This is a genomic window from Brevundimonas sp. (assembly GCF_044336875.1).
Lineage (GTDB): Bacteria > Pseudomonadota > Alphaproteobacteria > Caulobacterales > Caulobacteraceae > Brevundimonas.
Genome location: NZ_JBIIOP010000003.1, coordinates 234398 through 260565, shown reverse-complemented (window position 1 = coordinate 260565; position 26168 = coordinate 234398). Strand labels below are relative to the sequence as shown.

Sequence of the window (26168 nt, the reverse complement as noted above, 5' to 3'; positions counted from 1 at the left end):
CGGTCGAACGCCGACCGGCGATCCGATCTGCATCACGTCCCGCCCCGCATCGTCTTGGCCTGAAGCGCCCGCAGGATTGGCGCCAAGTCTCAGTTCGCCCAGCCGCAAGATCGCGACGCACGCCCGCCGCTAGGTCTTGGCTCCCATCCTGTTCGGAATCCTTCCATGAGCCAGCGCCTGCCCGTCGTCTTCTTCGGTCACGGGAGCCCGATGATCGCCCTCCAGGACAATGAGGTGACCCGGACCTGGGCGGGCATAGCCGAGCGGATCGGCAAGCCAAGAGCCATATTGTGCGTCTCGGCCCACTGGGAGACCCGGGGCACGGCCGTCACCGCCATGGCCAGTCCCAAGACCATTCACGACTTCGGCGCCTTTCCACAGGCCCTGTTCGACGTCCGCTATCCAGCCCCAGGCTCGCCCGAGCTCGCCGCCCGCGTCCGCGAGATCCTGTCCCCCACGCCTGTCGCCCTGGACGACCGATCCTGGGGACTGGACCACGGCACCTGGTCGGTCCTGTGCAAGGCCTATCCGCAGGCCGATGTCCCGGTCGTCCAGCTCGGCATGGACGTGACCCTGCCACCGGCCGGGCATTTCGAACTGGGCCGCCGCCTCGCCCCCCTGCGGGACGAGGGCGTCCTGATCATTGGCACCGGCAATATCGTCCACAATCTGCCGGCCATGGACTGGGGCGATCAGAACTGCGCCCCCTACCCCTGGGCCAAGGCGTTCAACGACCATGTCCGCGACGCCATCCTCACGGACACGCCGGAAAAGGCGGTCGACTATGCGAGCCAGGGCGAACCCGCCGCCCTCTCGATCCCGACGCCGGAACACTATTGGCCGCTGCTCTACATCCTGGGCGCCCGCCAGCCCGGCGACACGCCTGTCTTCTCCCCGGACCACATCGAACACGGCTCGCTCAGCATGACCAGCGTCACACTGGGGAACTGACCGCCGCCCGGCGCTGTCGGTCCAATGCTAACTCGTCTCCACTTCAGGTCGCCTAATGTCTGATCAGAGATCGCATTTCTTGAAACGGCGCGCGCGACGATCCCCGACCTGTCCGCCGTGGATGGTCGAGGCGTCGCCTAGCATGCCGCGATAGCCCAGGCTGAGCATCAACCGCTCGGACAGGGGCCATTCGCCCCCCAGGTCCAGGTTGGGCGCATTGCGCGACCAGTCGTCCAACCGGACCTATAAATATGTGATCTAAAAGTAGAAAGCGGTGGCTGGGGAACTAGGACTCGAACCTAGAATGACGGTACCAAAAACCGGAGTGTTACCATTACACCATTCCCCAGCAGGTCCGGCGTTCCGCAGCGCCGTGGTGCGGCGGAGGCGGTCAGATAGGACAAACCGATTTGGGATGCAACACCCTCTTTCAGGACTATTTTCGGTCTGTGCGAAGAAGGTCGAAATGGGTGCTTGCGGGGCCCGAAACCCATGGCTATAAGCCGCGTCCTCACTTCGGGGCGACGCCGCAAGGTCAGCCCCCACGGTCGGAGTGTGGCTCAGCCTGGTAGAGCACTGCGTTCGGGACGCAGGGGTCGGAGGTTCGAATCCTCTCACTCCGACCATCTTATTCATCGAGACATCGATAGCGTGGCGGCGGGTCCTGGACCCGCCGCTTCTGCGCGTCACGCGTCGTTCGCTGCATCCTCCAGCGCATTTCGAGCCACCGCGTTCAGGTGAGCCCCGACGGATTCGATCGTCCGCAGGCCCAGAGCCTTGCGGTGCGACAGCAGGTCGGGCGAACCGGCGTCATAGTCGGCCATCAGTCGGCGTACGAAGTCGCCGTTGCGCACCTCGGCCAGCACCTGATCCATCCCGGCGCGCGAGACGGCGTTGATAACCCTGGGCCCGGTCAGATAGGCGCCGTATTCGGCGGTATTGGAGATCTTGGCGAAGGCGCCGGCGATGCCGCGCTCGTACATCAGGTCGGTGACCAGCTTGGTCTCGTAGAAACATTCGAACCAGGCCACCTCGGGCGGGTAGCCGGCCTCGACCAGTTTCATGAAGGCCGAATCGATCAGTTCAGCGATCCCGCCGCACAGCACCACCTGTTCGCCGAATAGGTCGCTCTCGCATTCATCCCTCATCGTGGTCTCAAGTATGCCCTTGCGGCCGCAGCCCAGGGCGGCCGCATAGGACAGGCCCAGGGCGTGGGCGCCGCCCGTGGCGTCCTGATGGACGCCGAACAGGCAGAAGACCCCCTCGCCGGCCTCGTACAGGTCGCGGATGCGCGGGCCGATCCCCTTGGGCGAGGCCAGGATGACGTCCAGATCGGGGCGAGGCTCGACCAGGCCGAACCGCACCGACAGACCGTGAGCGAAGACCAGGGCCGCGCCGGGCCGCACATTCGGCGCCAGGTCGTCGCGCCACAGGTCGCGGTGGGCCTCGTCCGAAGTCATGACGGCGATCACGTCCGCGCCCGAGGCGGCCTCGGCGGCGGTCATGACGGTGAAACCGTCGGCGTGGACCAGGTCGCGGGTCTTCGAATCGGCCTTCAGCCCCACCACGATGTCGGCCACGCCCGAATCGCGCAGGTTCAGCGCATGGGTGCGGCCCTGGCTGCCGTAACCAATCATGGCGACACGCTTGCCGCGAATGATCGAAAGGTCGCAGTCACGGTCGTGGAAGGCGGGCAGAGGATTGGCTAGGGTCTGGGTCATGGCCGTATTCATAACCCCATCCGCCGTCGTCGCCTTCTGGAAAGAAGCAGGTCCGGACAAGTGGTTCGCCCGGGATGACGCCTTCGACGCCCTGTTCCGTGACCGCGGCCGGGCCGCTCACTGGGCGGCGGCGCGGCGCGAGTTGGACGACTGGATGGCGACGGCCGAGGGGGCGCTGGCCCTGCTGATCCTGCTGGACCAGTATCCGCGCAACAGTTTTCGCGGCACGGCGCACCAGTTCGCCACCGATCCTCTGGCGCTGATGTTCGCCAAACAGGCGGTGGCGCGCGGTCTGCACCTGCAGGTCGCGCCGCCGCTGAGGAATTTCCTGCTGCTTCCGTTCGAACATTCGGAGCGGATCGAGGATCAGGACCGCTACCTCGAACTGGTCGCCGGGGACGCAGACCTGGAGAAATGGGGCCACATCCACCGCGACATCATTGTCCGGTTCGGTCGTTTTCCACACCGGAACCGCTGCCTCGGCCGCGAGACCACGCCCGAGGAACAGGCCTTCCTGGACGCGGGCGGGTTCGGGGGGTGAGCCTCTGTTCTTTCCTTCTCCCGCAAGGGGAGAAGGGAAATTGATGGCTCGCTCCCGCCAGATCACACGCCGGCGCCCCGCCCAGCCCTCCATACCCTCCTCCGAAAGGCCGGAACCGAAAGCGCTCGCCCGACTGATTCGGTTTCTTGTGGACGCCCGCCGATCGGGCGTGCGTTTTGAGTGTCGAATCACCCGTTCTGAGGCATCCTCCCCTCATGAACGCTCAGGTCGCCACCGCTGAACTTCAGGCTCGGAAAGCAACGGCTCCGGCCGACCATCCGGAATGGCAGTATCTGAATCTGCTGCGCGACATTCTGGATAACGGCGCACGGCGCGACGACCGCACCGGCACCGGGACCCTGGGCGTGTTCGGCCGCCAGATGCGGTTCGACCTGTCCAAGGGTTTCCCGGTCCTGACCACCAAGAAGCTGCACCTGCGGTCGATCATCGTCGAACTGCTGTGGTTCCTGCGCGGCGAGACCAATATCGCCTGGCTGCAGGACAACGGGGTCCGCATCTGGGACGAATGGGCCGACGCCGAGGGCGAGCTGGGTCCGGTCTATGGCAAGCAGTGGCGGTCATGGACCGCGCCGGACGGTCGGATCATCGACCAGATCGAGAAACTGGTCCACGGACTGAAGACCAATCCCAACAGCCGCCGCCACATCGTCACGGCCTGGAACCCGGCCGACGTCGACGACATGGCCCTGCCGCCCTGCCACTGCCTGTTCCAGTTCTTCGTCGCCGACGGCAAGCTGAGCTGCCAGCTGTATCAGCGCAGCGCCGACGTCTTCCTGGGCGTGCCGTTCAACATCGCCTCCTACGCCCTGCTGACCATGATGGTGGCCCAGGTGGTCGGGCTGGAGCCCGGTGAGTTCGTCCACAGCTTCGGCGACGCCCACCTGTACCTGAACCACCTTGAACAGGCCGAGCTGCAGCTGAGCCGCGAGCCCCTGCCCCTGCCCGTCATGAAGATCGCCCCGAAAGACGACCTGTTCGCTTTCGAGCTGTCTGATTTCACGCTTGAGGGTTACGAGGCCTGGCCGCATATCAAGGCTCAGGTCGCGGTCTGAGCGGCCCCTTCCTCCCGGAGCCGTCCATGTCGATCCGCGCCCTTCTGGCCAGCGCCGTCCTGCTGGCCGCGCCCCTGCCCGCCTTCGCCCTTCAGCCCACGACGATCGAAGCCGCGACGACCGTCGCCCCGACGATCCAGTCGATTCCCGCGCCGGACGGCCGCACGGTTTCGATGCATGTCTGGACGGCGCCTGACGAGAAGGGTGTGATTGTCTTCAGCCACGGCTTCGGCGGCGCGCCCGAGGCCTATGACCGCCTGCTGGCGGAATGGGCCGGCCACGGCTTCACCGTCATCGCTCCTCTGCACGTCGATTCTCAGCTACACCCGCAACGCAGGGCCGACGGCGCCACCGCCTTTTCGACCCGTCTGATGGATCTGGGCGTCGCCCGAGCCGCCGTCGAACAGGCCCATCCCGGCAAGCCGCTGATCGTCGCCGGCCATTCCTTCGGCTCGCTGATGTCCCTGATCGAGGCCGGCGCCCTGACGCCCGCCGGGCCTCTGGGCGATCCGGCGGTCAAGGGCGTGATCGCCTTTTCCTCGCCCGGCAACATCCCCGGCGTGGTGACGGGCCAGACCTATGCGCCCCTGGCCGCCCCCCTGCTGATGATCACCGGCGACAAGGATCTGGTGCCCGGCTTCGCCGACGACTGGCAGGACCACCGCACGCCGTTCGACGCCAGCCCGGCCGGAGACAAGACCCTGCTGGTCTTCCATGACGGCGATCACCAGCTGGTCAAGGCGGACGAAACCTTCGCCCCCATCGTCGCGGCCAGCGAAGCCTTTCTCGACGCCTACGCCCTGGGCGACGCCGAGGCCAAGGCGCGTCTGGCCGCCTTCGCCGCGCCCGGCGTGATCGTGGAACGCCGCTGACACAGATGACGATCGACGACCTGACCGCCGCCGTCCTGCGGATCTCCGACCTCTATGCCGCCGAGCACGACATCGACCGCGACCGGGACTGGGCCCTGCTGAAACTTCAGGAGGAACTGGGCGAACTGACCGCCGAGCATCTGCGCCTGACCCGCCGGGCGCGGGGAACGCCGGACGAAACCGCCCTGGGCGATGAGGCCGCCGACGTGCTGGGGATGCTGCTGATCTATTGCGCCCGGTCTGGCGTCGACGTGGAAAAGGCGATGCAGCGCAAATGGCTGAAGTGGCTGGAGCCCGCAGAGACCTAGGATTGGGGCGTCAGGCTTCAGGCTCGGGCGCGATCATGATCATGGGCTTGAGGCGCAGGCTCAGGGTCTCGCGGCTCTCCACCCGTTCAACCACAATACGGTTCTTCAGCGCCCCCATCGCCATGGTGGCGCGAAAGGCGATAACGTCGCCGGGCTTGGCGATAAAGCCTTCGACGGTCGGCTTGTTCTGCTTGCCCGCCAGACCGCCGAACGCCATCGACAGCTGGTGGCCGCCGGGCGCGACGGAAATGGCGGTGAAGCGCGGACTCTTGAGCTGGGCGATAAAGCGGCCGTCGACCGACAGGTCCATGCCCGCCGCCTTGCCGATAAATCCTTCGCGAAACACGATCAGCAGGGCCTGGTCCCCGTGGTCGGGTCGGAAGTCGAGTGCGGCCTGTTTCTGGGCTTCGCCGGCCGCCTTGCCCCGGCGGTTCCCGGCCAGATTGCCCATGATATAGGCGGTGAAGACGCCCACCATCGCCCCCGTCATCCCCGGCAAGAAGACGCCGACATCCGCTCCGGCCGAAGCCATAAGCAGAGAGAGACCCGCGCTGACCCCGAAGGCGACGATGAAACCGACGACGACGGCGGGGATGTACTTGCTCATGGCGGGAGGCGCGTCCATTGGAGGGGCTTCCTCAACGCATGGATACGGTCAAGGTTCTTGCCCCAGCCAATGATTTCCCTCGTCGTCGCTCGCGGAAGCAACGGCGTCATCGGTCGTGACGGCGACCTGCCCTGGCGGCTTCGCAGCGACCTGCAGCGGTTCAAGGCCATCACCGTGGGCAAGCCCTGCCTGATGGGCCGCAAGACCTGGGAGAGCCTGCCGCTGAAGCCCCTGCCCGGCCGGCTGAACCTAGTCATGACGCGCGACGAATCCTACGAGGCCGATGGCATGGCCAAGGGCGCCCTGGTCTGCGCCACCCTGGACGAGGCCATCGAGATCGGCCGCGAGACGGCGGAAGAGGACGGCGTCGACGAGATCTGCGTCATCGGCGGCACGGCCCTGTTCGAGGCCGCCCTGCCCCGCGCCCGTCGGCTGTATATCACCGAGGTGGACGCCGCCCCTGAGGGCGATGCGGTCTTCCCGGCGTTCGACGACACGGCCTGGGTCGAGGTATCGTCAGAATCCCATCCGGCGGGCGAGAAGGACGATCACGCCTTCACCTTCCGCGTCCTGGAACGCCGCTAGGAGCGCGCCATGTATGTGACCACCACCAACGACCTGCCCGGCTTCCGCGTCACCCGCCACATCGGCCTGGTGCGTGGCGTGACGGTGCGGTCGCGCAACGCCATCTCCGACGCCATCGGCGGGGTCCAGTCGATGCTGGGCGGCCGGGTCGGGGCCTATGTCAAACTGGCCGAGGCCGGGCGTCAGGAAGCCTATGACGAGTTGGTCAAGCACGCCGAGGCTCACGGCGCCAACGCCATTCTGGCCGTCCGCTATGACGCCACCGAGATCATGCCCGGCGTGACCGAGGTTCTGGCCTATGGCACGGCCGTGATCGTCGAGCCGGCCTGAACCGACCCGACGCCGCCAGCTTCAGGACAGGCTCATCAGGGCCGAGCGTTCGAAGTTCTGCAGCTCGTCGTTGCGGCCGTCGCGGATTTTCTCGACCCATCCGGGGTCGGCCAGCAGGGCGCGACCCACGGCGACCAGATCGAACTCCTCGGCCTCCAGTCGACGCAGCAGGCCGTCCAGAGAGGCGGGACGCGAGCCCTCGCCGCCAAAGGCCGCGATGAACTCGCCGTCCAGCCCGACCGAGCCCACGGTGATGGTCGGCTTGTTCATCAGCTTCTTGGTCCAGCCGGCGAAGTTCAGGTCCGATCCCTCGAACTCCGGCTCCCAGAAGCGGCGTTGCGAACAGTGGAAGACGTCGACGCCGGCGTCCGACAACGGCGTCAGCCATTCGACCATCTGGTCCGGCGTCTCGGCGATACGAGCGGCGTAGTCCTGCTGCTTCCATTGCGACAGACGCAGAATGACCGGAATGTCGTCGCCGACGCCCTCGCGGACAGCCTTGACCACCTCCGCGCCGAAACGGGCGCGATCGGCGACGGTCGGCCCGCCCCAGCGATCCTCGCGGACATTGACCCCGCCCCAGAAGAACTGGTCGATCAGATAGCCATGCGCCCCATGGATCTCGACCGCGTCGAAGCCCAGTTCGCGGGCGGCGCGGGCCGAGCGACCGAAGGCGGCGATGGTGTCGGCCACATCCTCTTCGGTCATCGGCTCGAACTTCGACTTGCCCGGAGCGGTCATGCCCGACGGGCTGTCGATCCGACCCAAAGGCGCCCAGTCGGCGCCCTGACCACGGGCCGAGCCGACGTGCCAGATCTGCGGCGCGATCAGCCCCCCGGCGGCGTGAACCTCGTCCACGACCGTCTTCCACTGCGGCAGGGCCTCACCATGAAAGACCGGCACATTAACGTCGTTGCGGGCGGCGGGCCGTTCCACCACCGTGCCCTCGGTGACGATCAGCCCCACCCCGCCCTCGGCCCGACGGCGATAATAGCCGGCGACATCCGTGGTCGGGATCCCGTTCGGCGAGAAGGACCGCGTCATGGGCGCCATGACGATGCGGTTGGGCAGGGTCAGACCCTTGACGGTGAACGGGCGGAACAGGGCGTCGACGCTCATGGGCGCTCCTCGGCTGGGGATGGCGTCAAGGTGGAGAAGAACGTTGCCTTTGAAAACCCTTATCCGGTTTTTTCGTCAGAGGTTCAAACCGGCCGCGACCCGTTCGGCGATGGCGGCGAACCGCTGGGCGATCTCGCCGTCCGGATCGGCGGCCACGGGCGGGCGGCCGGCGTCGCCGCCTTCGCGCAGGGCGGCGTCCAGCGGCAGGTCGCCAAGGAAGGGCACGGACAGGCGCTGCGCTTCCGCCTCGGCGCCGCCCCGGCCGAAGATGGGGCCGCTCATGTTCTCGATCAGGCCCAGGGTCGGCACGCCCACCTTCTGGAACAGGGTGTGGGCGCGGCGCGCATCGGCCAGGGCCACCTCCTGCGGAGTCGAGACGATGACCGCCCCGTCCAGCGGCGTCTTCTGGATCAGGGTCAGTTGCACGTCCCCGGTGCCGGGCGGCAGATCGACCACCAGCACGTCCAGAGGCGAGGCTTCCGTGCCCCAGCGGGTCTGGGTCAGCATCTGGGTGATGGCCTGTGACGCCATGGGGCCGCGCCAGATCATGGCGTCGTCCATCCTGGTCAGCAGGCCGACCGACATGGCCTTCAGCCCATGTGCGACGTGCGGGACGATGGCGCCGTCCTCGTAGGCGGGCTGGCCCGAGATCCCCAGCATGGTCGGAAGCGACGGCCCATAGACGTCGGCGTCCAGGATGCCGACCGAGAGCCCTCGCGCAGCCAGCGCCGCCGCCAGATTGACCGAGACCGTCGACTTGCCCACCCCGCCCTTGCCGCTGGCCACGGCGAGCACGCGGCGCACATTGGCCGGACGGTCGGTCGGAACCGGCGCCTTGGGTCGCCCCTGATCGACGGCGGCTCTGGACAGGCCAGCGGTGCGCGGCGCGGCTGCGGGCTTGGCCTCGGCGGTCAGGATGACCGAGACCCGCCCCATGCCCGGAATCGCCTTCAGCGCCGCCTCGGCCGCGTCTCGGACGGGGGCGTAGGCGGCGGCCTGGCTGCGGTCGACCTCCAGGGCGAAGCCGGCGCGGTCCTCGGCCACGACGAGGCCCTGGACCAGACCGGCGGCGACCAGCCCCTGGCCGGAAACCGGGTCGATGACGGCGTCGAGGGCGGCGATGACGGCGGAACGTTCGACCAAGGCGGTCTCCAGAAGACTTGCAGGCGACAAGGCGGGCGTTCTATCGCCCTCGGACCCGTCTCGCGAGCCTCGATTTGTCCCAGCCGCCATCAGTCACCCTGCTCGCCGGCCCGACCGCCTCGGGCAAGTCGGCCCTGGCGCTGAAGATGGCGCGCGAAACCGGGGCGGTGATCGTCAACGCCGACAGCCAGCAACTCTACGCCGATCTGCGCGTACTGACCGCTCGCCCGTCGCTCGAGGAAGAGGCTGAAGCCGATCATCGCCTCTATGGCGTCGTCGACGCCGCCGAGGCCTGGTCGGTCGGCAAATGGAGCCGCGCTGCCCTGGACCTGCTGGACGCCCTTGGCGCCGAGGGCCGCCCGGCGATCCTGGTCGGCGGAACGGGTCTGTATTTCACCGCCCTGACGCGAGGCCTGGCGGATATTCCCCCAGTCCCGGAAGGCGTGCGCGACGCGGTTGAGGCGGATTACCAGGATCAAGGGGAGGCCCTGTTTCGCGCTCGTCTGGCCGAGATCGATCCGGAATCGGCCCGCGCCATCGAACAGGGCGACCGCCAGCGCCTTGTACGGGCGATGAGCGTCCATGCCGCCAGCGGCCGCGCCCTGAGCGGCTGGAAGGCGGAGACCCGACCACTGCTGGAGTCAGGGTCATGGCGGGGGCTGGTGATAGAGCCGGAGCGGCAAGCCCTCTACGCCAACTGCGACCGTCGGGTGGACCTGATGATGGATCAGGGCGCGCTGGACGAGGTCCAGATGCTGGCCGCGCGCGGTCTCGACGCAAATCTGCCCGCGATGAAGGCGGTCGGAGTGCGCGAGTTGGCGGCGTATCTGGCGGGCGACCTGGATCGCACGACCGCCGTGGACGCACTGAAACAGGCGACCCGCAACTACGCCAAGCGGCAACTCACCTGGTTCCGCAACCAGACGGCCGACTGGACCCGCGTCTGAAGCGATCCGCACGCGACGCTTGGAATGCGTCGAGCCAGGGCCTATATTGATCCCGTCCGGTTTCGGCCGGACTATAGCGATAAACGCGCTTGTAATAAGCGGACCGGACCCGGGTGCGATTCCCGGCGGCTCCACCAACTTCTTCCCCGCGTTATCGGCGGAGGCAGCCTGGGGCCGACTAGCATCGACGGACGTGTAAAGAGGATTGCTTTCGCTCGTCCTGGCCCACCGTATCGGGCCATTTTCTAACTGCGAACGATAACTTCGCTGGAGAAGTCCGCCTCGCCGCGTAATGCGGTTCGGTTGATTTCGAATCTTAAGTCCTAGGGGTTCAGATCCTTGGGCGGGGCCTGTCGGGAGCCTGGCAACAGAATCCCGGCGCTATCCCCTTCATTCCAGTTTCGACGGATCGATCACCGCATGGCTTATGCGCCGGCGGTCGTGGGTCCAGGTCGCATGGATCCGACCGTCCGCCGCCTGGATGATGGCCGGATAGGCATAGCCGGCCGGAACCGGCTCGCTCTCCAGCGTCAGGACGTTGCGCCAGGTCACCCCGTCATCGGACAGGGCCAGATTCAGCGGCCAGCGCGGCCCCTTGCCCGGCGTCTCGGGCGCATGGGCCGAATGATTGTAGATCAGCAGATGCCGTCCGTCCTGCAACGTCACCGCATCCGTGCCCGAGTTGGGATTGGGCAGGTTGATCGCGCCCAACGGACTCCAGGTCCGACCGGCGTCACGCGACCAAGTCGAGGCCAGCGCGCCCTGACGCGTCCGCGCCACCGCCTGGATCGCGCCGTCCCGGTGCAACAAGACGCTAGGCTGGATGGCGTCGATGTTCAGCGGAGATTCGACGGGCGCGGTCACGATCCAGTTGCGCCCCTGGTCTCGACTGATCTCGAAATGGAGACGCCAGCCTGCCCCGGCGTGTGCGCCCATGCCCTCGCCTGCCTCGGTGCTGGAGGGCGAGATCCAGCTGCCGTCGGCCAGCATCACCGGCTTGTTCTTGATCGGTCCCAGTACGCCGTTCGGCAGACGCCGTGGCTTCGACCAGTTGCGGCCGCCGTCCTGCGAGGCGACCACCATGCCCCACCACGAGAAGGGATTCGGCCCGATCTTGTAGAACAGGATTAACGGGCCGCCAGACGGCTGGAACAGCACGGGGTTCCATGTCGGATACCGCGCGCCGTCGGGCTGGACGCCGTCCGCCACCTGCATGGGCGTCGCCCAGACGCCGCCGTCGAGGCGCGCGAACCAGATACAGACGTCGGGGTGTTTCTCGTGCGTGCCGCCAAACCAGGCTGCCCCGATCGCGCCATCGGCGATCTGGACCACGGTCGAGGCGTGGGCCTGGGCATAGGGCGCAGTCTCGTAGATGAAGCCGGACGACAGCAGCGCGTGCGACGCCATGCCGTCATCCCTCCGAACAGCGGCTCGAACAGCGCTCGGGGCGATCACGACGGCGCTGGCGCCGATGCCGAGGAATCGTCTGCTTATGATCATGATGCGGGCCTCCCAACCCCTGGCGCGGGCCGTTTGGCCTCATCGAACGACAGAATGGCGCCGATAGACCGGGAATGGGATGCGGTTTACCGTCCTGCCATCTTTCGCCCACGCGCCGGGGCCGCTATCAGTCGCGCTCAATTGCGAGGTGACGATGACCGACCAGACCCCTCCGGTCGACGAGATGCAGTACGAGCGGCTGGCGCATGAAGCGCTGCGCGGCGTGATCCGGTCTGCCCTCGACCATGTTCTGGCCGAAGGCCTGCCGGGCGCCCACCACTTCTACATCACCTTCAAGACCCGGGCCGCCGGCGTCAGTATTCCCCCGGACATGCTGGCCAAATATCCGGACGAGATGACGGTGGTGCTGCAGCACCAGTACGAGGACCTGCAGGTCGAAGCCGACCGCTTCTCGGTCAAGCTTCGCTTCGGCGGCGTGCCGCGCACCCTGGCCATGCCCTATTCGGCCGTGACCCGGTTCTACGACCCCAGCGTGCAGTTCCTGCTTCAGTTCGACGAACCCGAGATCGTCGAACTGGTCGACGAGGCCACGCCGCCCGAGGATCCGACGCCCGGTTCGGACGGACCCAAGGTCGTGTCCCTGGACCAGTTCCGCAAGAAGTAAGCCCCTTCCCTGTCCGTACGCCTGCGCTAAGGTCTGATCATCAGGCCAAGGCGGGGGATACGCGATGGTTCGGTGGATCACGGCTGTTCTGTGCGCAGCGCTGGGCCTGGCCCTGCCCAGCGGCGCTGGCGCGCAGAGCCGTTTCGACGGCTGGGCCTCCGCCGTCATCGCCGCGGACTGGCGCGACGGTCACGGCCGGCCCATCGCCGCCTTCGACAACGCGCGGCGCGATCTGACCGCAGCCTTCCAACGCGCCGGCTTCTCGTCTGAGGCCATGGTGAGCGTCAGCCTGCGGCCCGACGCGCCCCAGCCGGTCCAGGCCGAGGAAAGCCTGCGTCGCTTTGCGGCGACCGCCGAACGGGCCACGCGCGGCTGCCTGTTCTACGTCACCTCGCACGGCTCGCCCGAGGGTCTGGTCTTCGGGCCGGACGCGACCCTGGCCCCGGAGCGGCTGATTCCGGTTCTGCGCCGCATCTGCGGCGAGCGGCCGACGGTGGTGGTGCTGTCGGCCTGTTTCTCGGGCGTGTTCGTCGACGGACTGAAGGGGCCGAACCGGATGGTGATGACGGCCGCCCGCCGCGACCGGTCGTCGTTCGGCTGCGCCGCGGATGCGACCTATCCCTATTTCGACGAATGCGTGCTGGACGGGTTGAAGACCACACCCGACTTCATCGCCTTGTCGCGCGCTGCGACCGCCTGCGTCGCCGCCCGCGAACAGGCCGAAAATCTGTCGCCCGCCTCAGAACCCCAGACGGCCATCGGCGGCACGATGCAGTTGCTTCTGCCGACGCTGCGGTTCAATCCTGGCGGGGATAGCAGCGGATCGTGATCCGCTCCTTCTCGCCCTCGCGGCGTTCGACTAGCAGGCGCGCCACCTGGCTGTCGTCGTGAAACAGATAGCCCTTGATCGAATCGAGCAGGGCCTTGGCCAGATTATCGAGGTCCATCCACGGCGGATCCCCGACATGCTCCATCCGGATCTCGACCACATGGTCGCCCCAGGACGGCCGAGACGACCATTCCTTGCGCATGAACTCATAGACCAGCGGCTTGTAGTATTTGGCCTGGGTGGTCAGGCCGTCGATGACGATCTCGACCGCCTGGCCGTCCTCGCGCGCCCGGACCTTGCCGGTTCCGATCCAGCCGGCGGTCACGGGGTGCAGATCGCCGGAGCCGCGTCCAGCAGACGCGCGGAGCGGATGACGACGGGCGGCGTCAACAGCTCCTGATCGTCGGCAGGCAGACGCTGGATCCGACGTGCGATCTCCAGCCCTTCGATCACCCGGCCGAAGACCGCAAACCCCTGGCCGTCCGGATTACGGCCGCCGCCGAAGTCGAGGCTGGGGGTCTCCTGCGTCACGATGAAGAAGCTGGAGGTCGCGCTGTCCGGACCGTCTCGCGCCATCGACACCGCGCCCGCGACATGGCGCAGCCCTGTGTCGCGCGTGCGCTCCAGAACGATAGGCGGCCGCGAGTCGTCGTCGCTGCCTCGCGGCGTCGCGGCCTGGATCACGTCGATCGGATTGGGGTTGGCGTTCGTCTCACGCACGACAGTCCTGAAAAACGAACCATTATCGTAGTCGCCGAAGACGACATAGCCGATGAAATTACAGGTGCTGATCGGCGCCGCCTTCGCGTCGAGCGCCAGGACGATGCGTCCCGCCGCCGTGTCCAGCGCCACGCGCGGTTTCGACGGATAGACCGGGGTGGTGGCGCACCCGCAAAGCGACAGGGCCGCCAGAACCGATATCGTCTTTGGTCTCATGACCGCGCCCTCGCCTTGCCCTGTCCGGCTCTCGTGCTACACCGCCGCGCAACCAATCGCCACGCCTGAGAGACGAGTCCGCCCATGAGCAACGTCCGCACCGAAACCGACACCTTCGGCCCCATCGAGGTCGCCGCCGATCGCTACTGGGGCGCCCAGGCGCAGCGCTCGCTGGGCAATTTCAAGATCGGCTGGGAGAAACAGCCCCTGCCGGTCGTGCGCGCCCTGGGCATCGTCAAGCGCGCCGCCGCCGAGACCAACCGCGATCTCGGCAAGCTGGACCCGGCCCTGGCCGACGCCATCATCAAGGCCGCCAATGAAGTGATCGAGGGCAAGCTGAACGACCACTTCCCCCTGGTCGTCTGGCAAACCGGTTCGGGCACCCAATCGAACATGAACGCCAACGAGGTGATCTCGAACCGCGCTATCGAGATCCTGGGCGGCGAGATGGGCTCCAAGAAGCCGGTTCACCCGAACGACCACGTCAACATGAGCCAGTCGTCGAACGACACCTATCCGACGGCCATGCACGTGGCTTGCGCGGAACAGGTGGTCAACGACCTGCTGCCGGCGCTGAAACACCTGCACGCCGCCCTTGACGCCAAGGCCAAGGCCTGGGCCCACATCATCAAGATCGGCCGCACCCACACCCAGGACGCCACCCCCCTGACCCTGGGTCAGGAGTTCGGCGGCTACGCCCAGCAGGTCGAGAACGGCATCAAGCGCATCGAACAGACCCTGCCGGCCCTGATGGAGCTTGCGCAGGGCGGCACCGCCGTCGGTACGGGTCTGAACGCGCCCATCGGCTTCGCCGAGAAGGTCGCGGCCCAGATCGCCGAGATCACCGGCCTGGCCTTCACCACCGCCCCGAACAAGTTCGAGGCCCTGGCCGCCCACGACGCCATGGTCTTCAGCCACGGCGCGATCAACACGGTCGCCGCCAGCCTGTTCAAGATCGCCAACGACATCCGCTTCCTGGGCTCCGGTCCGCGTTCGGGTCTGGGCGAACTGGCCCTGCCGGAGAACGAGCCCGGCTCGTCGATCATGCCGGGCAAGGTCAATCCGACCCAGTGCGAAGCCCTGACCCAGGTCTGCGTCCAGGTGTTCGGCAACAACGCCGCCCTGACCTTCGCCGGCTCGCAGGGGCATTTCGAGCTGAACGTCTACAACCCGGTCATGGCCTACAACTTCCTGCAGTCGGTGCGCCTGGTCGCCGACGCGGCCATCAGCTTCACCGACAACTGCGTCGTCGGCATCGAGGCCCGTGAGGACAATATCGCCCGCGGCCTGAACAACTCGCTGATGCTGGTCACCGCCCTCAACGGCAAGCTGGGCTATGACATCTGCGCCAAGATCGCCAAGACCGCGCACAAGAACGGCACCACCCTGCGCGAGGAGGCCGTCGGCGGCGGCTATCTGACCGACGCCGAGTTCGACGAGGCGGTCCGCCCCGAGAAGATGATCTCGCCGGGCTGAAGCTTGGCTAAATCCTGAAGACCTTCGACGGGGACCGGCCGGTTTGGCGCGGTCCCCGTTTCGCGTTAGGCTGAGCGAATGGGCAAGGTCGAACTGAACATCGGCATAGATCCGGAACTGGTCGAACAGGCGCAGGCCTTGGGCGTTTCCATCGTCGGCATGGATGAGCGCGCCCTGCGACTGCATCTGCAGAAGGTCGATCCGGCCGGGGCTGAGGCGCGGGCGAAGCGCTGGGCCGAGGAGAACGCCGAGGCTATCGAGGACCACAATCGCCGTATCCGCGAACGCGGTCTGCTATCGGACTATATTCGCCCTTCGTGGCTGTGAAGCAGTTCAACGTCTTCGAAAATCCATCGCCAGAAGCCCGGCGGTTCGCGCCGTATCTGGTCGTCCTGTCCTCGCATCTGGTTCTGGACTTCGACGACGCCGTGGTCGCCCCATTGGTGAACGACAGCCAGGCGACCGTCGGATCCCTGGAAATCGAGGTCGATTTCGCCAGTGAAAACCTGGTTCTGGTCGTGAGCGAACTGGCGGCGATGGCCGGGCGAAATCTAAAACGCCGCGTGGGCTCCCTCGCCGCCCATGAGGACGACATCCGCCGCGCCCTTGACCGGCTGTTCACCGGCTTCTGATCACGCCAGACGTAAAAGCACGCTAGGGTTGCCGTGACTTGAACGCCGGGAGCCGCCCCATGACCGACATCCGGGTCTTCTTCGCGACCAATCGCAACCACCAGCCGTCCAACAAGAAACAGGTCTTCGGCCGCACCTTCAACACCGACGGCGTCGCCGCCCTGCGGTTCGGCTATGCCGACTTCAAGCCCGATCCGGCGCGACCGGTGCTGCAGGACCTGCACGTCTATCCCGATGTCCTCAACCAACCCGACGTGACCAGGACGGGCGGTGGCATGTTCATGGAAGATCTTCGCGCGTCCATGGCCCAGGGCAGCAAATGCGACACCCTGGTCTTCATCCACGGCTTCAACGTCAGCTTCACCGGCGCCTTGCAGAGCGCGGCCCAGCTGGCCCAAGGGCTGAACATCGGCGGTCACCCGCTGAATGTCGCCGTCTTCAGCTGGCCGTCCGACGGCGCCGCCGTGCCCTGGATGTCCTATTACAGCGACCGCGAGGACGCCCGCGCCTCGGGCCCGTCGATCGCCCGGGCCTTTCTGAAATTCCGCGACTTCGTCCTGGCCCTGAACCAGGCCGACTATTGTCAGCGTCGCGTGCATCTGCTGGTCCACAGCATGGGCGCCTATGTGCTGCGTCAGGCGCTGCAGGCCCTGATCGCCAAGGACCGCGATGGTCTGACCCGGCTGTTCGACCAGATCCTGTTGGCCGCGCCGGATGAGGACGACGACGCCTTCGAACACGACACGAAGCTACGTCTGCTGCCGCGCATCGGCCGCCAGGTGACCGTCTACTTCAACCCGAACGACAAGGGACTGACGGTATCGGACAAGACGAAGGCCAACCCTGACCGCCTGGGCTCCGACGGACCACGCCTGGTCGATCTGATTCCGAAGAAGGTCGCACTGGTGGATTGCCGCGCGGTGGCGGGGTCGGCCGATCCGTTCGTCGAGCACAGCTACTATATCCGCAGCCAGGCCATGATTGACGACATCTCGGCCGTCCTGGCCGACACGCCGCTCGACGAAATTCCGAACCGCGCCTTCGTCGAACGCCAGCGGTCCTGGCGGATCGTCGCCGAGACTGGCATCCGACCGGGAAGACCGCCGGAACCGGTCCCGCCCGAGCCGCTCTAGGGCTTGTCCCGAATGGTCCGGCCCACCGGCGCCAGGGCCAGCTTGGCCAGTTCCAGATCCTTCAGGGCGAAGGGAATGCCGATGATGGAGACGAACTCGGCCACTGCGATCACCAGGTGCGACAAGGCGATGTACCAGCCGGCGACCACGAACCAGACCACGTTCAGCACCACGCCCAGGCAACCGGAAACGGGATTAGCCTCCTGCCAGACAATCTCGCGGCCGAAGGGCCAAAAGGAATAGCTGGCGATCCGCCAGGCTGCGAAACTCCACGGCAGGCCGACGATGGTGACGGCCAGGATCGCGCCGCCCAGCAGCCAGAGCAGGCCGGACAGCCAGCCGCCGAGAATGAACCACAGGACGTTCAGAATCAGGCGGATCATCGCGGCGCTCCGGTAAGGATGAGCTCCAGATAGGCGGAAGGCCCCGCCTGGGACAGCGGAGGCTCCGTTAAATCGCTGTAAGACTGCGCGAACCTAATGGGGTTTTTCGCTCCATCGGGCCTTGGCGTCCTCTTGGGTCAAGCTCAGGTGGACATGTTTGTCGTCGACCCGTTCGACCCAGCTGACCGGAATCATGTGGTGCTTGAAGCCACCCGCCAGGTCGAGCTTGGCCAGTTCGATCTGATCGCCGAGCACATGGTCGACGCGGCCGACGTGGCCACCGTCCGAACCGACGACTTCGAGGTGTTCCTTGATGAGGGCCGTGTCGAGCATGATGATCTCCCTTGGATCGGATTGTCCTGCTTGTAGAAACGTTTGCCGACGACCCGGGTTTCAAACGGCGGCGCTTGAAACTCGGGGTTTCATGCTGGTGTGATGACAGGCCCCCGCACCGGTTGTATGACGGGCTCCACGCGAAACAGGCCTGGAACGCTGAGGATGCGACGGATCGGATCGAGCCTGCTGGCGGGCGTCATGGCCTTGAGCGTCGCCGCCTGCGGCACGCTGGATCGGCCGACAGGCCCGCTGCGGATCGCCGACGGATCGCTGGTTCCGGCGCAGGACCCTCGCATCCGCGCCAATGACGCCGCGCGACTGGGCGCCTTCACCCAGGAGATCGGCGGGCGGCTTGCGAACGGCCGACCATTCAACATGCTGGCCCTGTCCGGCGGCGGGGCCAACGGCGCCTATGGCGCCGGCCTGCTGGTGGGCTGGACCGAGCGCGGCGACCGCCCCAGCTTCGACATCGTCACAGGCGTCAGCACCGGCGCCCTCGCCGCCCCCTTCGCCTTCGCCGGGCCGGAGTGGGACCCCCAGCTTCGCAACGCCTATACCGATGGCGGGGCCAGCGGCTTGCTGAGCTGGCGCAGCCTGGCCCTGTTCCTCTACCCCAGCCTGTTCAGCTCCAGCGCCCTGCGCAAACTGGTCGACGAGAACGTCACCCCCGAACTGCTTCAGGCCATCGCCCGCGAGCACGCCAAGGGCCGCCGCCTTCTGGTCGCCACCACCAATCTGGACAGCGAGGAGACGGTGATCTGGGACATGGGCCTGTTGGCCGCCCAGAACGACGCCAATTCTCGCGCCCTGTTCCGCGAGGTCCTCGTCGCCTCGGCCAGCATCCCGGGCGTCTTCCCGCCCGTCCTGATCGCTGGGCTGCAGCCTGACCATACGGTGGTGATGGAGATGCACGCCGACGGCGGGGTGAACACCCCTTTCCTGGCCATCCCTGAAAACCTGACCCTGTGGACGCGCGGCGCGGACCAGCGCGGCGGGGGCGCCCTCTATGTCGTGGTCAATGGCCAGGTGGCGCGCAACGAAGGCGTGACGCCCGGCAAATTGACCGGCATCCTGCTGCGCAGCTACGACAGCATGAGCAAGGCTTCGCTGCGGACACATCTGGCGACCACGGCGGCCTTCGCCCGGCGCAACGGCATGGCCATGTCCCTGTCGGCCATTCCCGACAATGTCGAGGCCTCCAGCCTGAAGTTCGATTCCGAGACGATGAACGCCCTGTTCGACCTGGGTCGCGAACGCGGGCGCAATCCCGACGGCTGGGCGCGACTGGACCAGACGGCGTCGGAACAGACTTTCATCCCTGCCGCGGTCCTGCCCGCCGAGGCCGTGCCCGAGGCTTTAAGGCCCAAGGAGGAGACGCCGCCCCTGCCGGCGCCGCAATAATCATGGCCGAGATCATAAATCTGAATCGCGCCCGCAAGGGCCGGGCGAAGGCGGAGGACAAGGCCCGCGCCGCCGCCAACAGGGCCGCCCACGGCCGCACCAGGGCCCAAAAACAGTCGGCCGAGACGGATCGCGCGCGCGCCGCCCGTCTGCTGGACGGCCAGAAGCTGGATAAGTCCGAGGATTGAACCTCAGGCCGGTTTCGGCGCTCGGATCAACAGGACCTGACCGCCCAGCACCAGGGCCAGGCCGATCAGCATGGTCGCCCCGACCTGCGCCCCCTCGAACAGCACCGACATGATCACCGCGATGGGCGGCGTCAGGGCCGAGATATAGCTGGCCAAGGCGTAGCCCCTCTGGCGCGCCAGTGTGAAATACAGGCCGAAGGCGATCACCGAGCCGAACAGCGACAGGTGCAGCAGCGACAGGATGTAGGCCGGGGTCGGCTCGACCCTCCATTCTACGCCGGTGGCGAGCCCATAGGCGGCCAGCATGGCCGTGCCATAGGCCATGGCCCAGGCGGTGGCCGCCATGACGGGCGACCCCGCCTGCTGCCCACGCCAGGCGAACCAGTTGCCGAAGGCCGAGGCCATCACGGCGATCAGGGCGAAGACGACGCCCAGGGCCGGGTTTACGCCGGCCGACGCCCCCGTACCGGACAACTGTCCGAATGACAGGACGGCGACACCGCAGACGCCGAGGACCGCGCCCTGCAAGGCCCCTGCGGCGGGCTTCTGGCCCGCCAGGACCCGGAACAGGATCAGGTTGACGAAGGCGAGGGCCGCAAAAATGACGGCGACCACGGCCGAGGCGACCTGACCCTCGGCCGCATAGACGAAAGCATAGCTGACGGCGAAGACGAAGGCCCCCTGCCCGGCGGCCGCCAGATGCTGGGCGCGGGTCAGGCGCAAGGGTCGGCCGGTCAGGGCGCAGAAGCCGAACAGGACGACCGCCGCCAGGCCGAAACGCCAGACGATGGAGACGATCGGATCGACCGGCCCCAGTTGCAGGGTGATGGCGAACCAGGTGGTGCCCCAGATCAGGGCGCAGACGGCGATGGCGGCGATGGCGAAGGGACGACTCACGGCGGAACTCCGGCTGACGCAAGTCCGCTTATCACCGCAAGGCGAACGGCGCCGCTCACGTCTTGCGCCGGAGTATGACAGACTGGACCTGAAGAGGAGCCCCCATGCGCCACGCCCCGATGATCCTGCCCGCCGCCCTCGTCCTGGCCGCCTGCGCCGCCACCACCCCAGCACCCGACAGCCCGCAAATGAGCACCGGCACGACGACGGTGAACGTCACCGCCCTGTATCGTGAGCGGATCATGCTGCCGCCCGGCCATGTGCTGACGGTGCGGGTCGAGGACGTCAGCCTGGCCGACGCTCCCGCCCGGGTGCTGGCGGAACACAGCGAACCGTTGGCCGGCGCCCCGCCCTATCGCGTGACCCTGGGTTTCCCCTCCACACAGATCGATCCGCGCCACTCCTATGCCGCGCGCGCCGAAATCCGCGATGCGGCCGGCGGTCTGGTCTTCATCACCGATACCCGCCACGCCGTCCTGACCAATGGCGCCCCGGCCTCGGCCGAGATCGTGCTGAAGTCCGCGCGTTGAGCGGCCTGAGCAAGCGATCGGTGGTCCTGGCCGGCCATGCGACCTCGGTGGCGCTGGAGCCCGAGTTCTGGGCCGTGCTCGACCGGATCGCCGAGATGCGGACCCTGAGCAAGGCGCAGTTGCTGGCGGATATCGACGCCAATCGTGGTCGCAGGCCGCTGGCGTCCGCTTGCCGTCTGCTGGCCTTGACCTGGGTGGCGGAACACGGGGCGGCCGCCTGAAGCGACTATTCCGCTCGGGAGTCGCGACGATCCGCAGGCGGGCTGACGGCCGATTGCGGGCGGCCGATCATTTCGATCTCGGCGTCCGGCGCCTCGGCGCGCTCGGCCAGCGCCACCCAGAGCGCCATGACGGCGAACATGCCCGCCATGCCGAGGGCGAAAGCGCGCCAGCCGGCCTTTTCTCCCCTCGATTCATGATCATTCGGCCTCGACATCGTCTGCATCTTCCGTTGCATCGCGATAGGGAACAGGTCGTCGCGCAAGCCGGTTCCGGACGATGATTTGCGCTGCGGCCCTGACATCGCCTTCCGGTCCCCTTATGTTCCGGTTTCGAATCTGCCGTATGAGCGTTCCCTGCCTGTGACCGACCTGCCCGCCCCCCGCATCTCCGACCTCGCGCGCGCCCGTGCGCCCGAGGGGGCCGAGCCGCGCGACTATCTGAAGGGGCTGAACCCCGAGCAGCGCGAGGCGGTGGAAACGACCGAGGGACCGGTCCTGGTTCTGGCCGGCGCCGGCACGGGCAAGACCCGCGTTCTGACCACCCGCCTGGCCCACATCCTGGCCACCGGCCGGGCCAAGCCGTGGGAACTGCTGGCCGTCACCTTCACCAACAAGGCCGCGCGCGAGATGCGCGAGCGGATCACCCATCTGATCGGTCCCTCGGCCGAGGGTCTGCGCTGGCTGGGCACCTTCCACTCCATCGCCGCCCAGATCCTGCGCCGCCACGCCGAACTGGTCGGACTGAAGTCCAGTTTCACCATCCTGGACACCGACGACCAGGAACGGGTGCTGAAACAGCTGCTGGAAGCCGCCAACATCGACACCAAGCGCTGGACGCCCAAGTCGCTGAGCGGCCTGATCGACCACTGGAAGAACCGTGGCTGGACGCCCGAGAAACTGCCCTCCGGCGAGGACTTCGCCAACGGCAAGGGCCAGGGCCTGTACGCCGCCTACCAGGCGCGTCTGCGCAGCCTGAACGCCTGCGACTTCGGCGACCTGCTGCTACACAACATCACCATCCTGTCGCAGCACGGGGACTTAGCCGAGGAATACCGCCGTCGCTTCCGCTACATTCTGGTCGACGAATATCAGGACACCAATGTCGCCCAGTATCTGTGGCTGCGACTGCTGACCGCCTCGACCGGCAATGTCTGCTGCGTCGGCGACGACGACCAGTCGATCTACGGCTGGCGCGGAGCCGAGGTGGACAACATCCTGCGGTTCGAACGCGACTTCCCCGGCGCCAAGATCGTCAAGCTGGAGCGAAACTATCGCTCGACCAGCCATATCCTGGGCGCGGCCTCGGGCCTGATCGCCGCCAACCGCGACCGTCTGGGCAAGACCCTGTGGACCGAGGACGACAGCGGCGACAAGGTCCGGGTGCGCGGCGTCTGGGACGGCGAGGCCGAGGCCCGCCTGATCGGCGACGAAATCGAGACCGCCCGCCGCCCCCACGCCGGCGAGCCCGGCCTGAAATACAAGGATATGGCCATCCTGGTCCGCGCCTCGTTCCAGATGCGCGCGTTCGAGGAACGGCTGGTCATGCTGGCCGTCCCCTATACGGTCATCGGCGGCCCGCGCTTCTTCGAACGGGCCGAGATCCGCGACGCCCACGCCTATCTGCGCCTGATCCTGTCCGAGGACGACGACCTGGCCTTCGAGCGGATCGTCAATGTACCCAAGCGCGGCATAGGCGACACCAGCGTCCAGAAGATCCTGCAGATCGCCCGCCAGCACGACATCTCCGCCCTGACCGCCGTGCGCGGCCTGATCAATACCGACGAGCTCCAGGCCCGGACACGGACGGCCCTGTCCAACTTCGTGCGCGACATCGACCGCTGGCGCGCCCTGTCGGCCGACACGCCCCACTGGCAGGTCATGGAGACGGTGCTGGAGGAGAGCGGCTACACCGACATGCAGAAGGCCGACCGGACCTCGGGCCAGACGCGGCTGGAAAACCTGAAGGAACTGACCCAGTCGATGCAGCAGTTCGAGACGCTGCAGGCCTATCTGGAACACGTCTCCCTGGTCATGGACCTGGATCGCGGCGCCGGCGACGATCCCAACGGCGACGGGGCGGTGCAGATCATGACCCTGCACGGCGCCAAGGGACTGGAGTTCCCCCTGGTCTTTCTGCCCGGCTGGGAGGAAGGCGTCTTCCCCAGCCAGCGCAGCATCGACGAGAAGGGCGAGAAGGGGCTCGAGGAGGAACGCCGCCTGGCCTATGTCGGCGTGACCCGGGCCAAGCGGGACGCGCGGATCTCGTTCGCCGCCAATCGTCTGGTCTATGGCCGCTGGACCTCGCAACTGCCCAGCCGGTTCGTCGACGAACTGCCCATCGCCCACGTCGATCCCCAGTCGGACACCGGCTACTACGGCGCCTCGACCGGCATGAAGGAGGCCAAGAGCCGCTGGGACGACGCCCCCTCCTTCGGCAGCGGCTATTCCTCGCCCGGCTGGAAACGCGCCCAATCCTTCACCGCCGGCCAGACGCCGAACAAGATCCCGGCGCGCAAGGCCGTGATCGAAGGCGACGGCCGCCTGATCGCCACGGCCGATCCCAAGTCGAGTTCGGGCTGGAAGAAGGGCGAACGCGTCTTCCATCAGAAGTTCGGCTACGGAAACGTCCGCGTCGTCGAGGGCAACAAGCTGGTTGTCGAGTTCGAGAAGGCCGGCGAGAAGCGGGTGATCGACAGCTTCGTCGAGAAAGCCTAACCCGACAGTCCACTCAGCAGACGGAGCCGACCATGGCGGGCCTCAAGGACAAGCGCGGCTTCATCGACAAGGACCGGATCGACCTGTCCGAGCGTCAGTCGGTCGAATATTGGATGAAGCGCTGGGGCGTGACCAAGGATCAGATCACCGCCGCCCACCGCAAGGTCGGCCGCATGACCAAGGACATAGCGGCGGAACTCGGCAAGAAGCGCTGACGGAACCGCCCCGATAGAATGACGGCCCCGAACAAGGTTCGGGGCCGTTTTCGTTCCTAGATGTGGATCACGCGGCCATAGGCGTCCAGCGCGGCCTCGTGCATGGCCTCCGACATGGTCGGGTGCGGATAGACGATGCCGTGGATGTCCTCTTCCGTCGCCTCCATGGTGATGGCGGTGACATAGCCTTGAATCATCTCGGTCACTTCGTGGCCGATCATGTGGGCGCCGATCAGGGCGCCGGTCTTGGCGTCGAAGATCACCTTGACGAAGCCGTCCACCTCGCCGGCGGCCACGGCCTTGCCGTTCACGCGGAACGGGAAGCGGCCGATCTTGACCTCGCGCTTCTCGGCGCGGGCGGCCTGTTCGGTCACGCCGACCGAGGCGACCTGCGGCTGGGCGTAGGTGCAGCCGGCGATCGGCGAATGGACGTTCGGCGTCTTGTAGGCGGCGATATGCTCGGCGGCGTGGATCCCTTCGTGCGAGGCCTTGTGCGCCAGCCAGGGCGCGCCGGCGCAGTCGCCGATGGCATACAGACCCTTGACGTTGGTCAGGCAGTGGCTGTCGGTCTTGATGTGGCCGCGGTCCAGTTCGACGCCCAGGGCCTCCAGGCCGATGCCGTCGGTGTTGGCGGTGATGCCCACGGCCGAGATGCAGACCTCGGCTTCCAGGATCTCGGCCTTGCCGCCGATCTCCACGGCGACGGCGACGCCCGAGGCGGCCTTGGTCACCTTGGTCACCTTGGCGCCGACCTTGAACTTGATGCCGCGCTTCTCGAACGACTTCTGGGCGGCCTTGGAGACCTCCTCGTCCTCGACCGGCATGATGCGCTCGACGGCCTCGACGACCGTCACCTCGGCGCCCAGGGCGCGATAGAAGCTGGCGAACTCGATGCCGATGGCGCCCGAGCCGATGACGACGAAGGACTTGGGCAGTTTCTTCGGCGCCAGGGCGTCGCGATAGGCCCAGATCTTGTCGCCGTCGGCCTCCAGACCGATCTGCGGCAGGGCGCGAGCGCGGGCGCCCACAGCCAGCATGACCGATTTGGCCTCGACGTTACGCGAACCGCCGGCCTTGAGCGCGATGACGACCTTCGGAGCCGACGCGCCCTTTTCGAGCTTGGCCGTGCCCTCGATCACCTCGATCTTGTTCTTCTTCATCAGGAAGGCGACGCCCTTGTTCATCGTCGCCGCGACGCCGCGCGAGCGCTGGATGATGGCATCGAAGTCGAACGACGCGCCCGAGGCGGACAGGCCGTAGTCCTTCAGATGGGACAGGCTCTCGAACTTCTCGCCCGACTTCAGCAGGGCCTTGGTCGGGATACAGCCCCAGTTCAGGCAGATGCCGCCCAGGTTCTCGCGTTCCACGATGGCGACCTTCAGGCCCAGTTGGCTGGCGCGGATGGCCGCGACGTAACCGCCGGGGCCCGAGCCGATGACGACGAGATCGAATTCAGCAGCCATGATCAGATCAACTTCTCGATGTCGGCCTTGATGGCCTCGGGTTCTGTCTGCGGGGCGTAGCGGGCGACCACCCTGCCCTCGCGGTCGGTCAGGAACTTGGTGAAGTTCCACTTGATGGCCTGGGAGCCGAGGAAGCCGCGCTTCTGTCGGGTCAACCAGGCGTAGAGCGGATGCCGGTTCGGCCCGTTGACCTCCACCTTGTCGAACAGGGGGAAGGTCACGTCGAAGCTGGCGGCGCAGAAGGCGGCGATCTCCGCGGCCCGGCCGGGCTCCTGCTGGCCGAACTGGTTGCAGGGAAAGCCTAGCACCTCGAAGGGCTTGTCGGCGAAGTCCCGGTGCAGTTTCTCCAGACCGTCGTATTGGCCGGTGAAGCCGCACTTGGACGCCGTGTTCACGATCAGCAGCGCCTGACCGCGAAAACGGTCCAGCGAGACGTCCGTGCCGTCGATGGCGCGGGCGGAGAAGTCATAGACCGAGGTCATGACCTCGCC

At 66.9% G+C, this 26168-nt stretch carries 34 protein-coding genes, 2 tRNA genes and 1 other RNA gene; 22 read left to right on the top strand and 15 right to left on the bottom strand.

Going from position 1 to position 26168, the window contains the following annotated elements; genetic code table 11:
• The first annotated feature begins 165 nt into the window (after positions 1 to 165).
• On the top strand, positions 166 to 951 hold the full coding sequence (ygiD, locus tag ACIQ1T_RS06540; RefSeq protein WP_395943710.1) for a 4,5-DOPA dioxygenase extradiol: 786 nt from the start codon (positions 166 to 168) through the stop codon (positions 949 to 951).
• Positions 952 to 1014: 63 nt separating this feature from the next.
• On the opposite strand, the gene ACIQ1T_RS06535 is transcribed toward ygiD, so the two are convergent.
• Complete coding sequence (locus ACIQ1T_RS06535) at positions 1015 to 1188, bottom strand: hypothetical protein (RefSeq protein ID WP_395943709.1); 174 nt, start codon at positions 1186 to 1188, stop codon at positions 1015 to 1017.
• Positions 1189 to 1226: 38 nt separating this feature from the next.
• Positions 1227 to 1300: transfer RNA gene (locus ACIQ1T_RS06530), tRNA-Gln, on the bottom strand.
• Between the two features lie 200 nt (positions 1301 to 1500).
• On the opposite strand from ACIQ1T_RS06530, the gene ACIQ1T_RS06525 reads away from it, so the two are divergent.
• A tRNA-Pro gene (locus tag ACIQ1T_RS06525) sits at positions 1501 to 1577 on the top strand.
• A 60-nt stretch (positions 1578 to 1637) separates the two neighbouring features.
• Here the strand turns inward: ACIQ1T_RS06525 and ilvC are convergent.
• Positions 1638 to 2672, bottom strand: coding sequence for a ketol-acid reductoisomerase (gene ilvC, locus ACIQ1T_RS06520; RefSeq protein ID WP_395943708.1), 1035 nt, complete (start codon positions 2670 to 2672; stop codon positions 1638 to 1640).
• Here ilvC and ACIQ1T_RS06515 point away from each other — a divergent pair.
• From ACIQ1T_RS06515 to ACIQ1T_RS06500, 4 genes are all read left to right on the top strand, one after another.
• Positions 2671 to 3213: a DUF924 family protein gene (locus ACIQ1T_RS06515; RefSeq protein ID WP_395943707.1), complete on the top strand. Its 543-nt coding sequence runs from the start codon at positions 2671 to 2673 to the stop codon at positions 3211 to 3213. The genes ilvC and ACIQ1T_RS06515 overlap by 2 nt on opposite strands.
• 215 nt (positions 3214 to 3428) lie before the next feature.
• Positions 3429 to 4286, top strand: coding sequence for a thymidylate synthase (locus ACIQ1T_RS06510; protein ID WP_395943706.1), 858 nt, complete (start codon positions 3429 to 3431; stop codon positions 4284 to 4286).
• A 26-nt stretch (positions 4287 to 4312) separates the two neighbouring features.
• Positions 4313 to 5158, top strand: a complete 846-nt coding sequence (locus tag ACIQ1T_RS06505) for an alpha/beta hydrolase family protein (RefSeq protein WP_395943705.1) — start codon at positions 4313 to 4315, stop codon at positions 5156 to 5158.
• A gap of 5 nt (positions 5159 to 5163) precedes the next feature.
• On the top strand, positions 5164 to 5466 hold the full coding sequence (locus tag ACIQ1T_RS06500) for a phosphoribosyl-ATP pyrophosphohydrolase (protein WP_395943704.1): 303 nt from the start codon (positions 5164 to 5166) through the stop codon (positions 5464 to 5466).
• Between the two features lie 10 nt (positions 5467 to 5476).
• Here the strand turns inward: ACIQ1T_RS06500 and ACIQ1T_RS06495 are convergent, their stop codons facing one another.
• On the bottom strand, positions 5477 to 6073 hold the full coding sequence (locus ACIQ1T_RS06495; protein WP_395943703.1) for a hypothetical protein: 597 nt from the start codon (positions 6071 to 6073) through the stop codon (positions 5477 to 5479).
• 57 nt (positions 6074 to 6130) lie between these two features.
• On the opposite strand from ACIQ1T_RS06495, the gene ACIQ1T_RS06490 reads away from it, so the two are divergent.
• Both ACIQ1T_RS06490 and ACIQ1T_RS06485 read left to right on the top strand, forming a co-directional pair.
• Positions 6131 to 6658 (top strand): dihydrofolate reductase, encoded by a 528-nt coding sequence (locus tag ACIQ1T_RS06490; RefSeq protein ID WP_395943702.1) that lies wholly within the window; start codon positions 6131 to 6133, stop codon positions 6656 to 6658.
• A gap of 9 nt (positions 6659 to 6667) precedes the next feature.
• Positions 6668 to 6988, top strand: a complete 321-nt coding sequence (locus ACIQ1T_RS06485) for a YbjQ family protein (protein ID WP_395943701.1) — start codon at positions 6668 to 6670, stop codon at positions 6986 to 6988.
• 21 nt (positions 6989 to 7009) lie between these two features.
• Here the strand turns inward: ACIQ1T_RS06485 and ACIQ1T_RS06480 are convergent, their stop codons facing one another.
• A complete protein-coding gene (locus tag ACIQ1T_RS06480) occupies positions 7010 to 8107 on the bottom strand; it encodes an NADH:flavin oxidoreductase (RefSeq protein ID WP_395943700.1) in 1098 nt (365 codons plus the stop codon).
• A gap of 75 nt (positions 8108 to 8182) precedes the next feature.
• Complete coding sequence (locus ACIQ1T_RS06475) at positions 8183 to 9250, bottom strand: Mrp/NBP35 family ATP-binding protein (RefSeq protein WP_395943699.1); 1068 nt, start codon at positions 9248 to 9250, stop codon at positions 8183 to 8185.
• A 74-nt stretch (positions 9251 to 9324) separates the two neighbouring features.
• Here ACIQ1T_RS06475 and miaA point away from each other — a divergent pair, with 74 nt between their 5' ends.
• Positions 9325 to 10197, top strand: coding sequence for a tRNA (adenosine(37)-N6)-dimethylallyltransferase MiaA (miaA, locus tag ACIQ1T_RS06470; RefSeq protein WP_395943698.1), 873 nt, complete (start codon positions 9325 to 9327; stop codon positions 10195 to 10197).
• Positions 10198 to 10212: 15 nt separating this feature from the next.
• Positions 10213 to 10580: a transfer-messenger RNA gene (gene ssrA / locus ACIQ1T_RS06465) on the top strand.
• A gap of 7 nt (positions 10581 to 10587) precedes the next feature.
• Here the strand turns inward: ssrA and ACIQ1T_RS06460 are convergent.
• Complete coding sequence (locus ACIQ1T_RS06460; RefSeq protein WP_395943697.1) at positions 10588 to 11604, bottom strand: exo-alpha-sialidase; 1017 nt, start codon at positions 11602 to 11604, stop codon at positions 10588 to 10590.
• 247 nt (positions 11605 to 11851) lie between these two features.
• Between ACIQ1T_RS06460 and ACIQ1T_RS06455 the strand changes: the two genes are divergently transcribed.
• Entirely contained in the window at positions 11852 to 12322 is a 471-nt protein-coding gene (locus ACIQ1T_RS06455) for an SspB family protein (RefSeq protein ID WP_395943696.1), read from the top strand.
• A gap of 64 nt (positions 12323 to 12386) precedes the next feature.
• Positions 12387 to 13151 carry a C13 family peptidase gene (locus ACIQ1T_RS06450; protein ID WP_395943695.1) on the top strand — a complete coding sequence of 255 codons (765 nt, stop codon included), beginning with the start codon at positions 12387 to 12389 and terminating at the stop codon, positions 13149 to 13151.
• On the opposite strand, the gene ACIQ1T_RS06445 is transcribed toward ACIQ1T_RS06450, so the two are convergent.
• Both ACIQ1T_RS06445 and ACIQ1T_RS06440 read right to left on the bottom strand, forming a co-directional pair.
• On the bottom strand, positions 13120 to 13476 hold the full coding sequence (locus tag ACIQ1T_RS06445) for a RusA family crossover junction endodeoxyribonuclease (protein ID WP_395943694.1): 357 nt from the start codon (positions 13474 to 13476) through the stop codon (positions 13120 to 13122). The genes ACIQ1T_RS06450 and ACIQ1T_RS06445 overlap by 32 nt on opposite strands.
• Positions 13473 to 14087 carry a peptidylprolyl isomerase gene (locus tag ACIQ1T_RS06440; RefSeq protein WP_395943693.1) on the bottom strand — a complete coding sequence of 205 codons (615 nt, stop codon included), beginning with the start codon at positions 14085 to 14087 and terminating at the stop codon, positions 13473 to 13475. The genes ACIQ1T_RS06445 and ACIQ1T_RS06440 overlap by 4 nt, the downstream gene beginning before the upstream one ends.
• A gap of 84 nt (positions 14088 to 14171) precedes the next feature.
• Here ACIQ1T_RS06440 and fumC point away from each other — a divergent pair, with 84 nt between their 5' ends.
• From fumC to ACIQ1T_RS06420, 4 genes are all read left to right on the top strand, one after another.
• A complete protein-coding gene (gene fumC, locus ACIQ1T_RS06435) occupies positions 14172 to 15563 on the top strand; it encodes a class II fumarate hydratase (RefSeq protein ID WP_395943692.1) in 1392 nt (463 codons plus the stop codon).
• Positions 15564 to 15641: 78 nt separating this feature from the next.
• Positions 15642 to 15890 (top strand): type II toxin-antitoxin system CcdA family antitoxin, encoded by a 249-nt coding sequence (locus ACIQ1T_RS06430; RefSeq protein ID WP_395943691.1) that lies wholly within the window; start codon positions 15642 to 15644, stop codon positions 15888 to 15890.
• On the top strand, positions 15881 to 16195 hold the full coding sequence (locus tag ACIQ1T_RS06425; protein WP_395943690.1) for a CcdB family protein: 315 nt from the start codon (positions 15881 to 15883) through the stop codon (positions 16193 to 16195). Before ACIQ1T_RS06430 ends, ACIQ1T_RS06425 begins: the two co-directional genes overlap by 10 nt.
• 59 nt (positions 16196 to 16254) lie before the next feature.
• Entirely contained in the window at positions 16255 to 17328 is a 1074-nt protein-coding gene (locus ACIQ1T_RS06420; protein ID WP_395943689.1) for an alpha/beta hydrolase, read from the top strand.
• On the opposite strand, the gene ACIQ1T_RS06415 is transcribed toward ACIQ1T_RS06420, so the two are convergent.
• Positions 17325 to 17711 carry a YccF domain-containing protein gene (locus ACIQ1T_RS06415; protein ID WP_395943688.1) on the bottom strand — a complete coding sequence of 129 codons (387 nt, stop codon included), beginning with the start codon at positions 17709 to 17711 and terminating at the stop codon, positions 17325 to 17327. The genes ACIQ1T_RS06420 and ACIQ1T_RS06415 overlap by 4 nt on opposite strands.
• Positions 17712 to 17804: 93 nt before the next feature.
• Positions 17805 to 18044 (bottom strand): DUF2171 domain-containing protein, encoded by a 240-nt coding sequence (locus ACIQ1T_RS06410; protein ID WP_395943687.1) that lies wholly within the window; start codon positions 18042 to 18044, stop codon positions 17805 to 17807.
• Between the two features lie 165 nt (positions 18045 to 18209).
• Here ACIQ1T_RS06410 and ACIQ1T_RS06405 point away from each other — a divergent pair, with 165 nt between their 5' ends.
• The gene (locus tag ACIQ1T_RS06405; protein ID WP_395943686.1) at positions 18210 to 19448 is read left to right on the top strand and encodes a patatin-like phospholipase family protein; all 1239 of its coding nucleotides are present in this window, start codon (positions 18210 to 18212) and stop codon (positions 19446 to 19448) included.
• A 2-nt stretch (positions 19449 to 19450) separates the two neighbouring features.
• Positions 19451 to 19636: a DUF4169 family protein gene (locus ACIQ1T_RS06400; protein WP_395943685.1), complete on the top strand. Its 186-nt coding sequence runs from the start codon at positions 19451 to 19453 to the stop codon at positions 19634 to 19636.
• A gap of 3 nt (positions 19637 to 19639) precedes the next feature.
• On the opposite strand, the gene ACIQ1T_RS06395 is transcribed toward ACIQ1T_RS06400, so the two are convergent.
• Positions 19640 to 20533: a DMT family transporter gene (locus ACIQ1T_RS06395; protein ID WP_395943684.1), complete on the bottom strand. Its 894-nt coding sequence runs from the start codon at positions 20531 to 20533 to the stop codon at positions 19640 to 19642.
• 104 nt (positions 20534 to 20637) lie between these two features.
• Here ACIQ1T_RS06395 and ACIQ1T_RS06390 point away from each other — a divergent pair, with 104 nt between their 5' ends.
• A complete protein-coding gene (locus ACIQ1T_RS06390) occupies positions 20638 to 21063 on the top strand; it encodes a YbaY family lipoprotein (protein WP_395943683.1) in 426 nt (141 codons plus the stop codon).
• Complete coding sequence (locus ACIQ1T_RS06385; RefSeq protein WP_395943682.1) at positions 21060 to 21284, top strand: ribbon-helix-helix domain-containing protein; 225 nt, start codon at positions 21060 to 21062, stop codon at positions 21282 to 21284. Before ACIQ1T_RS06390 ends, ACIQ1T_RS06385 begins: the two co-directional genes overlap by 4 nt.
• Positions 21285 to 21289: 5 nt before the next feature.
• On the opposite strand, the gene ACIQ1T_RS06380 is transcribed toward ACIQ1T_RS06385, so the two are convergent.
• Positions 21290 to 21547 carry a hypothetical protein gene (locus ACIQ1T_RS06380; protein ID WP_395943681.1) on the bottom strand — a complete coding sequence of 86 codons (258 nt, stop codon included), beginning with the start codon at positions 21545 to 21547 and terminating at the stop codon, positions 21290 to 21292.
• Positions 21548 to 21620: 73 nt separating this feature from the next.
• Between ACIQ1T_RS06380 and ACIQ1T_RS06375 the strand changes: the two genes are divergently transcribed.
• Both ACIQ1T_RS06375 and ACIQ1T_RS06370 read left to right on the top strand, forming a co-directional pair.
• The gene (locus ACIQ1T_RS06375) at positions 21621 to 23999 is read left to right on the top strand and encodes an ATP-dependent helicase (RefSeq protein ID WP_395943806.1); all 2379 of its coding nucleotides are present in this window, start codon (positions 21621 to 21623) and stop codon (positions 23997 to 23999) included.
• A gap of 32 nt (positions 24000 to 24031) precedes the next feature.
• Positions 24032 to 24214 (top strand): DUF3606 domain-containing protein, encoded by a 183-nt coding sequence (locus ACIQ1T_RS06370; protein WP_055753752.1) that lies wholly within the window; start codon positions 24032 to 24034, stop codon positions 24212 to 24214.
• 56 nt (positions 24215 to 24270) lie between these two features.
• On the opposite strand, the gene lpdA is transcribed toward ACIQ1T_RS06370, so the two are convergent.
• Both lpdA and ACIQ1T_RS06360 read right to left on the bottom strand, forming a co-directional pair.
• Positions 24271 to 25677, bottom strand: coding sequence for a dihydrolipoyl dehydrogenase (gene lpdA, locus ACIQ1T_RS06365; protein ID WP_395943680.1), 1407 nt, complete (start codon positions 25675 to 25677; stop codon positions 24271 to 24273).
• A 2-nt stretch (positions 25678 to 25679) separates the two neighbouring features.
• A complete protein-coding gene (locus ACIQ1T_RS06360) occupies positions 25680 to 26159 on the bottom strand; it encodes a glutathione peroxidase (protein ID WP_395943679.1) in 480 nt (159 codons plus the stop codon).
• Between the last annotated feature and the right edge of the window lie 9 nt (positions 26160 to 26168).